General features: G+C 37.1%; 5 protein-coding genes. All 5 read left to right on the top strand.

What is annotated here, in order from left to right; genetic code table 11:
- Positions 1–62: 62 nt before the first annotated feature.
- The gene (locus tag FFM67_RS09915; RefSeq protein ID WP_137614405.1) at positions 63–1,469 is read left to right on the top strand and encodes a helix-turn-helix domain-containing protein; all 1,407 of its coding nucleotides are present in this window, start codon (positions 63–65) and stop codon (positions 1,467–1,469) included.
- On the top strand, positions 1,466–1,807 hold the full coding sequence (locus FFM67_RS09910; RefSeq protein ID WP_137614404.1) for a hypothetical protein: 342 nt from the start codon (positions 1,466–1,468) through the stop codon (positions 1,805–1,807). The genes FFM67_RS09915 and FFM67_RS09910 overlap by 4 nt, the downstream gene beginning before the upstream one ends.
- Positions 1,804–2,526 (top strand): MSCRAMM family protein, encoded by a 723-nt coding sequence (locus tag FFM67_RS09905; RefSeq protein ID WP_137614403.1) that lies wholly within the window; start codon positions 1,804–1,806, stop codon positions 2,524–2,526. Before FFM67_RS09910 ends, FFM67_RS09905 begins: the two co-directional genes overlap by 4 nt.
- Positions 2,519–4,912 carry a lectin-like domain-containing protein gene (locus tag FFM67_RS09900; RefSeq protein WP_137614402.1) on the top strand — a complete coding sequence of 798 codons (2,394 nt, stop codon included), beginning with the start codon at positions 2,519–2,521 and terminating at the stop codon, positions 4,910–4,912. Before FFM67_RS09905 ends, FFM67_RS09900 begins: the two co-directional genes overlap by 8 nt.
- A gap of 175 nt (positions 4,913–5,087) precedes the next feature.
- Positions 5,088–9,311: collagen binding domain-containing protein (locus tag FFM67_RS09895; protein WP_170178022.1), on the top strand; the 4,224-nt coding region annotated here is incomplete at its 3' end.

The following is a 9,311-nucleotide window of genomic DNA, read 5'->3' as shown; positions in this document are numbered from 1 at the left end:
TATAAAACACCAATAGAAGTATTCTTGAGTCACATATGCAAAGAGGAATTGTCTAACTTAATTTGACAATTAATAAAATATTTGATTTACGAAAAGGGCAATTTATTTCAAGTGATTTATTGATCGAATTTTTGGGTATTTCCAAGTTTAAATTGAATAATTATCTGACTGAACTGGAAAAAGATTTAGAAGCGACTGAAAATACACGCTTACATCGACTAGCCAGAGGGGAAATCGAAATTGTTCATTTGACAAATGAGGTCATTCGACAATTACGACTTAGATATGTCAAAGCATCAGAGACATTCATCTTTTTTCAAGAATTGGTTCTTTATGGGACTTCAGCAGAAAAGTTTGCCCAAAAAAAATTTTTGAGTCGTTCAAAGGCTTATTTAATTAAGAATAATTTGGGAAAAATTGTACGTGATGCAGGGGTGAAGGTAGGCGATAACGAGTTGCGTGGTGATGAGGCAGCCGTCCGTAATTTACTATTTGAAGTCTATTATTATTTTTTTAACGGCATTGAGTCGCCTTTTCCTCAAGAACTACAGACGGAAATTCGGTCATATATCGAACTCATTCGTAGTGTTTTTCACGTTGAACGGATATTAACGCGTTTAATTAAGCTAGAATTATTTCTTGGAATTGCACTGATTCGATGGAAACAAAAACGATTTATCATGATTAAAGAAGCTATTTTTAATGTGAATGCTATCCATCAAATACTTGAAGATTTCCCAGTATACTTAAAGAAAGTGACCCAAGAATATCAGCTGCCCCAAGCAATTTTACACGATGAAATTGTTTGGCTATTTCGTTTTTTATTGGCAGAAGAATGCCTCCCTTTATCAGAGTACCAAGATGTTTTGATTGAGCATACAGAGTTAATGGATATCACGAATCAACAGGTTACTTTTGTATTTGATCAAATTACATTCGAAGATATCCCGACAACCGAAATAGATTGCATCGCGGAAAAGTTGAGAATGGAGTTATTGTTGATAAACTTCAAATTGGATTGTTCAAGTTATACACAAACGACGTTTATTTCTAAAGATCAAATTGTGTATTTTGCAGAATCCTACCCACAATTCCATACGTGTGCGCAAAAATTAGCGAAGATTACCCATCAGCGATTGCCGCAAACGAATGAAAATAACTTGTATTATGACTATCTCTTTACTATTATTTCATCGATTCCACCGGTATTTGTTAAGGATAAGGTATTTGTTTGTGTCGATTTTTCTAAGGGGCGGGCTTACAGTGAGTTTATTGCTCAAAATATTCAATCATTTCGTAGCTTAAACGTAGAGATTCAGCAGAAAGTAAATAATCAAACCCAAATTTATATTTCAGACTTTATGGTAGATAAACTTGTTTGCCGACAAATTATTTGGAAGAATCCGCCCTCCGATGAAGACTGGATGTTTTTTGGTGATACTGTGGTAAAAGTGAGGAAAGAACAGTGAAATTAAGTAAACACTTAACAGGCAGTATGTTAATCGCTGCCTGTCTTTATCAAACAGTATTCTTATCAGAAATTCCTTGGAATCAAGATTTAGCTACATTTGAAGATATAACGCAAATAGAAGGTTATCAAGTAGCAAAAACAGAGCAGAATGGAAAAAATATTGATATTTATAATAAACGAAAACGTAAAAAACTTTTGTTGATCGAAAACCGACTAGCGATGATGCAAAGCCAAACTACAAGGGGTGGAAACGAAGGAAATCATAGTCAGATAGGTATTCAAATGGCTAAATTTAGCGGTAATCTGGTCTATGGGGAAAGGAGTAGCAACGAATGAAGCAACTATTGGGGATTGGGTTTTTAGTCATGACTTGTGGAATCATTTTAATAGCACCACTGTTAGGTTTTGGTACAAATTATTCAAGTGGGTCCCAAGTTAAATTAGCAAAAGCCAAAGTAATTTCCAATAAAAGTACCTTAACTTTAGATGCAGGAAACATACAGTCAAATACTGCTAAAGTTCTAATTAACCGCTTGGAACAAGGGTTACCAAAGGGAAAGTCTGGAATTCAAACATTTGATAAGACCACTGGGGAAGCCTTGCCGGGTGCTGTTTATCGCCTAACAGATGCTGAAGGAAATAAAACAGAGCGAAGAACAAATCAAAAGGGACAGCTGATTTTAACTGATTTAGCCAAGCAGTATTATACAGTGGAGCAACTGAAAGCACCTGCCGGTTACTATACGAATTCGCAACCCCAAGCAATGGATTTGACTAACGAGCAGCATGTAACTTTTTTTAATCAAAGAAAAAAAGATACGGTAATCGTCACGGTTCGAGACATAGAAAAAAGGACGGTCTTGCCTAAAACTAGCTTCATACTTACACAGGATTCAAAGAGGATCGCAGAACCGCAGAGTGATGTAGATGGCAGAATCGTTTTAGCGAATTTAACAGTTGGTACATATAAATTGATACAAACAAAAGCAACGGCTGATTACGAAGTAAATCCGAGTAAAATAACTTTTACAGTGAGGGAGGCTGACAATGAATAAAAAGTCTATAGCTGTATTTGTAATTTTTAGTTTAGTTAGTTTTTGTTTCAGTATGCCTGTTGCGGCCATTGTTCCTCATAAATTAAAGGTAAGCGATAATGATGTGACAGTCACCAAGGATACTTTTTTGGATCATTTTTCTTTACGCGGTACAGCAAGCTATGAACAGACAACCGGGATTGTTACCCTAACTCAAGATCAACAAAATCAAGTAGGTAATTTTACATTAAATGATCGTATTGATTTAGCGGGTTCTTTTTCTTTGAAGGGTGCCGTAAACTTAGGAGATAAACTAGACTCTCAAGGTGGAGCTGATGGAATCGGTGTAGCTTTTCACACAGGAAAATCGACTGATATAGGAGAAGTTGGAGAAAGTATCGGTATTGGTGGCCTACCGAATGCATTAGGCTTCAAATTAGATACTTATTGGAATCAAACCGATCCTACTGAAGGACGCGACCACCCATTTGGTGCATTTGTCAGAACGGGAAGTACCCCTCCTTATTCTGCTGAGACGGATAAAGACAGTATCCAATATTTAGGTAAAGATGCGGTATCTGAATCAGGTGAAGTATTCCACGATTTTTCAGTTAATTATAATGGTCAATCAAAGGAATTTTCGGTTACATATCAAAGCGAAAGGGGACCATTGTTTTGGCAAACCACTGTTCCTAATACAATTGAAGCTTATTCATTGGCAATGAGTGCATCCACTGGTGGCAATTCGAACAAACAGCAATTCAGAATGGATCAGTTTGAATATTCATCAAAGAATGAAGCGGATACAAAAGGGAGCATCGTTTTACAAGTGAAGGATCAAACCGGGCAAGCGATTAAGGGTGCTATTTTCTATTTATATGGAGCCGACGATCAATTAGTATCAGAATTAATGACTAATGATGATGGAAACATTAAAGTAGAAGAATTGCCTTTCGGCAGTTATTATTTCATAGAGAAATCAGTACCGGCAGGGTACATCAAAGACCCCGACAGACATCATCTTACCGTGGATAAAGATCATAGAAATCAGACAATCACTGTGATAAATCAAAAAGAAGTATTTGGAAAGCTAAAAATCTTAGTAAGGGACTCAGTGAATCATCAGCCACTTTCTGGATCGATGTTTGTGTTACGAAACGATGATACCCAGACTGAAGTAAATAGCACAACTGAAGCGCTTGGAGTAGAAAGTTTTTCGCAAGTTCCTTATGGGAATTACCAAATAGTCCAAAAAAAAGCGTCTAATGGTTACATAAGAACGAGCAATCAAAAAATCGAACTGAATAAACCGGATCAAGAGATAATAATTGAAAACACTAAAGTCATTAACAAAGGAACAGTATTAGTAAATGTAGTCGATCAAAAAAAAGTGACTCAACCAATAGCAGCGGTAACATTCGTTTTGAAAGATCAAACTGGGAAGGTAGTTACCACTGTAAAAACAGATGCGCAGGGGAAATTCAAAGTAGCTGATCTTCCTTATGGTCAGTACTTGCTGAAACAAACCAGCTTTTTGACCGGATATCAAGAAGTTGAGCAAACTAGGAGCTTCAATTTACAAAGCCCAGAAATGACGTTGACACTTACCAATAGGCGAAAAGCAGCGACAAGTCAGACAGAAAAAATAGAAGATACAAAAGAGACTACCCCCCCGCGTAAACATCCAGCCAGTTCTACTGCCAGAGAACCAAAAACTGTAACCAGTCAATCTGAAACGATCAGAAGGAGAAGTCACTTTCCTTCAACAGCTGGCACAATTAAAAAAAATATGAAACAAAATACTCAAGAAAAGGGCATACTGACTATAGTGAATCATGATACACAAGGCTCATTGTTAGGAAACAGTACATTCATGGTCTATTCTGAAGACAAACAATCGCAGTATCAGTTGCGTCTGGGTCCAGATGGTCGTGGTCAATTAGACTTGCCTTATGGAGAATATATAGTTCATCAAACGGCGGCTTCTGTCGGCTTTGCTAAAAATCCTAAACGCTATCGAGTCATTTTAAATAAGGACCATTCTACGCAGCAAATAATTATTCAAAATTCACAATTGAAAGCCTCCAAAATTAAAGAGTTAGTAAATCAGCAGACACAAACGGTATTATCTGCTGAAGAAAATGAATTGATTTGGACTATTAATATTGATTTTAGATCAGATGTTTTAGAGACAGAAGAGTTAGTTTTAATCAATGTATTGCCGAAAGAACTCAGCTTAGAACGTGCTAGTTCGACTTCTGTTGGTGGTCTGAAAGATTATGGGACGTTTAGCCAAAAAGGGCAACAGCTGATGTTTAAATTTAAGAAACATGAAGACAGCTTTTCATATTTAATCAATCAAAACATTCAGTTGGAATTAGTCAGTAAAAAAGCAGCTCTTAAATGAGGGCTGCTTTTTGTGATTTTAAAATTAATTAATCCATTTTTTTTAACCCAATATAAAAAAAAAAAGATTACCGATACTCGAATCATCACAAATAAAAACTCTTTTTCTTTAGAATGAGTTCATGTATTGAATTATTGAATATAAACGAACGATAAGAAAAGAGGTCGGAACCACAATGTATAAAAAACAAATTTCAAAAATGATGTTTAGTTTCATGTGCTTACTAATTTTTTTGCAGTATGTTACCCCAATAGTGGTATTAGCAACAGAAACAAAAGAGCCCGTTCAGTTAGCACAGTTGAAGGTGACGAATCAAGATCCAGAAACGTTGGAGGCGGTCTTAGATCTACAGATTAATAACACTGATCAATCGCAGACACAGACATTGACTTTTAATGAAGGAGCAACTATCCAAAGTATTCAGGCTGTAAATTCGGCTGAATCGACGAACGTTGACTATGTTGCAAATAAGAATCAGATTGAAATGAAAGTTGACCCACATGCAAGTCCGACGCTCGAATTAAAATTAACCTTTGCAGCGAAAGATCTTGAAGCAGCTACTGAATTAACTGTTCAAAGCAATCAGCAACATTTAAATGCTGAACTGCCAACCATTGAAGTATCAACTAGTGAAACTACTACAGAGACTTCTACAGAGACTTCTACAGAGACTTCTTCATCTGAACTAGTGGAATCTTCTACGACGGATACTACTGATTCTGCTCAGAAAGAATCTGATCAGTCTACAGAAATAACTACTGATTCTTCCAAACCTACTACAAGTACTACTCCCAATACTGTAGCGCAAGAAGATCCAGCAGCAGAAAAAATTCAAAATACCACGAAAACACTTAGTGCGGATCCGCAAGATATTCGTGTATTATTAGCACAAGCCGGAATTACGCCAGCCACCTTGATTGACAACGCGAAAATTGAGTATTTTGATGAAAATGGCAAACTTTATCCAGATCAAATGAATGTTCCTATTGATGCCCACGTGCATGTTTCTTATAAGTGGAGTATTCCTGAAGATATTTTATCACAATTAAAAGCAGGAGATTATTTTGACTTTAAATTACCCAATGGTGTAACCATACAACCAGGTTCAGGTAAACTTGGTGATTACGGGACGTACACGATAGCTCAAGACGGTACAGTCCATTTTGTATTCAATCAAAAAGTTGAAACGGATCATGATATAAAAGGGACTTTTGATTATGATGCAAAATTTGTTAAAACAACGGAACCAGGAGAAATAACAATTGATACACCAACGGAAGAAAATTTTCCTCCATCTACTATTCATATTCGGCCAAAGTATGATCAAGCAATTGATAAGGCGGGACATTTTGATAAGACACCAAATCCAAACGAAGTGATCTGGGAGATTAACATTAATCGCCCATTGAATACGATGAGAAATGCCACGTTGACCGATCCAATGCCGGAAGGAACCACTTTTAAAACAGTTGCCGTTTACCCTGAAACGGTTGATCGCGAAGGGAAAATAACTAGTGTTGATAAAGAGCATCCTTTGGTTAAGGGAAAGGATTATACGGTAAATGCTGCAGGGACAGTCACATTTATCAATAGTTATGCAGAAACGAATCAAGCTTTTCAAGTTGTTTATACTGCTAAGATTAATGAGGACAAGAAACCGGATAAAGGTGGAAGTGTCAAGTTTACCAATAAGGCAACTTTAGACGATGGCACCTCTAAAACGGATGCATCAGCTACTGTTGCTGCTGAATATAAGGCTCCCATCACCAAAAAGGGACCTACTCCAACAGGGCAAAATCAAGAATATAAATGGAGTATTCAGTACAATTATAATGAAAAAAAACGCCCTGCCGGAGCGACTGTTACAGATACAATGAGTGAGGAATTAAGATTAGTTGATAATAGTACCAAACTTTATCGAATCACTTTTGATAAGAATGGTAAAGAGGTGCAGGGTGCGCTATTAAAAGCCGGTGAAGATTACGAATTGATTCAGGAGCCATCAAATCCTCAAAAATTTGCAATAAAATTTTTGAAAGATATTGATTATGCTGTTCGCATCGATTACCTAACAAAAGTTACTGGGTATGTGGATGACCCCACGAAAATCAGTAATTCAGTAACGACGGATACGGATGATCATTCTTCATCTGGTGGAACCGCAGAACAGCAAGGAATCGTAAAGAATTTTGATGGAGCTATTGATTATGATAAACGTGAAATTCCATGGAAAATTGATATTAATAATGCCGGTTATTGGATGGAAAACTGGGAACTAGAAGATACCTTTTCTGAAGGGCTAACTTTAGTGAATGGTAGTTTCCAATTAATTGATCGCAGTGATAATAACCGTGTTTTAAATTCAAGTGAGTATGTTTTCACACAAACAACAACAGGTTTCAACCTTAGTTTTAAAGATCCGCTAGCAAAAGGAACAGATCATAAATACCAAATCAAATATAAGACTGTGTTTGATACCAGTGCGATCGATCCAGGAAATGGTCATGAGAGTGATATTAAATTTAAAAACAAGGCTTCGATGACTTGGAAAGACAAAAGTGGCGGTACTCATTCGAATAGTTCCGAGAAGCCGTTTGATCCTAAACCGGCCTTTAAATACAATGGTCAAAAATCAGGTGAATACAACGCAATGACTAAGAAAATTACTTGGACAGTTGCGGTGAACTACAATCAGCAAACACTCCGAAATTCTACGATTGTTGATCCAATTTCTACTCCACAAAATTATGTCGCAGGAAGTGGAAAATTGTATGAAGCTACGATTAATAAAGATGGTTCATATACTCTGGGAGATAAAGTCGCTGGAGAAATCGTTGAGCCGACAAAAGATAATCCCAAAATTGAAGTAAAACTTCCGGCCGGCAGTACTAAAGCATATGTTTTTGTGTTTGATACTAGCTTAATGGGAGAAATTATTAATCAAAAAGAATATAAAAATTCAGCAACTTTTACCAACGATGGTGTGTCACACGATCTAGCTGCTAGTGTAACTCCTGCACACACGGGAGAATTGGTTGCGAAGGACGGCGAGCAAGATCCTAGTGACAGTAGTTATGTGAAATGGCGTGTGACAGTAAATGGTTCTCAATCAACAATGAAGGATGTTGAAGTGACGGATGAACCTTCAGCAAACCAATATGTAGCGGCAGACGATGTCAAAGTTTATGGAACAATAGTTGATAAGGCTGGAAATATAACAAAAGATCCGAATACTGTATTGATTGAAGGAACGGATTATCAATTAGACATTCAAACAAATAACGAAACGGGCGCACAAATCATCACTGTTAAGTTTCTAAAACAGATTGAGACCTCCTACGTGATTGAATATAGGGCGCTGATTACTTCGGATAAGGCGCAAGACGAAGTAACTAACCATGCACACATTAAGGGTATAAATGAAAAGACGTATACCGATGATGTAGAAAAAAATGTTGTCGTTATCAATCATTCAGGAACAGCAGAAGGATCAAAAGGTTCTGTGCTATTCCAAAAACAAAATGAAGCTGGTGAAAAATTAGCTAATGCACACCTGCAGCTTTGGACAATTAATAAAGATGGACAAAAAGATAAGCTAGTTCGCGAGGGGGACACCGATGCGAAAGGCGAATTAAAATTAGGAAACTTACGAGTTACCGATTATTTATTGATAGAAACAAAAGCACCTGCTGGATACACTATCAGTGATGAATTAGCAAATGGGAAAAAGATAACGATTAAGAAGGATACAGAAACAACGACATTTGCACCACAAAAAATTATTAATCAACCGACAAAAGTCATTCTGCATAAGTCTGGAGAAACGGTGGATGCATCAGGGCAAAGACAAAAAAATCCATTGGCTGGTGCAGTATTTGAAGTATTAGATAGTAAAGGCAAAGTTATTTCAGGATATGAACGGTTAGTTTCTGACAATACGGGAACAGTAACTATTGAAAAACTTGCACCTGGCAACTATCAGATTGTTGAAATCGAGGCTCCAACCGATTATATCTTAGATAATAAGGTAATCGAATTTGAAGTGAAACAACAAGAGAATGGAATCATTCCGGTGATTGACCTTGGGACAAAAATCAACTACCAAGGAAGCGCCAAATTAGCCAAAAAGGATCCTAAAGGGAATGCTTTAGCGGGTGCTGAGTTTAAAGTGATCGATGAGAACAATCAGACGATTCAAGAAAAGCTTGTTTCGAATAAAGAGGGCGTTGTAGAGGTAGAAGATTTGGCACCGGGCAACTATCGATTTGTCGAAACGAAAGCACCAAAAGGGTATGTTTTGAATAGCACACCTGTTCCATTCATCATTGAAGCTGAATCAAAAGGCCAACCTGCAGTTGTGGTAGCTAGTGATCAGTTTATCAACTACCAAGGAAGCGCG

Origin of the sequence: Enterococcus viikkiensis (genome assembly GCF_005405345.1) — a bacterium.
GTDB classification, from domain to species: Bacteria; Bacillota; Bacilli; order Lactobacillales; family Enterococcaceae; genus Enterococcus_A; species Enterococcus_A viikkiensis.
This window is presented reverse-complemented; position numbering and strand designations above follow the sequence as displayed.

Coding starts and splice junctions, on each gene's coding strand:
- FFM67_RS09900 (WP_137614402.1), top strand. CDS start 2,519: ATGAATAAAAAGTCTATAGCTGTATTTGTAATTTTTAGTTTAGTTAGT.
- FFM67_RS09905 (WP_137614403.1), top strand. CDS start 1,804: ATGAAGCAACTATTGGGGATTGGGTTTTTAGTCATGACTTGTGGAATC.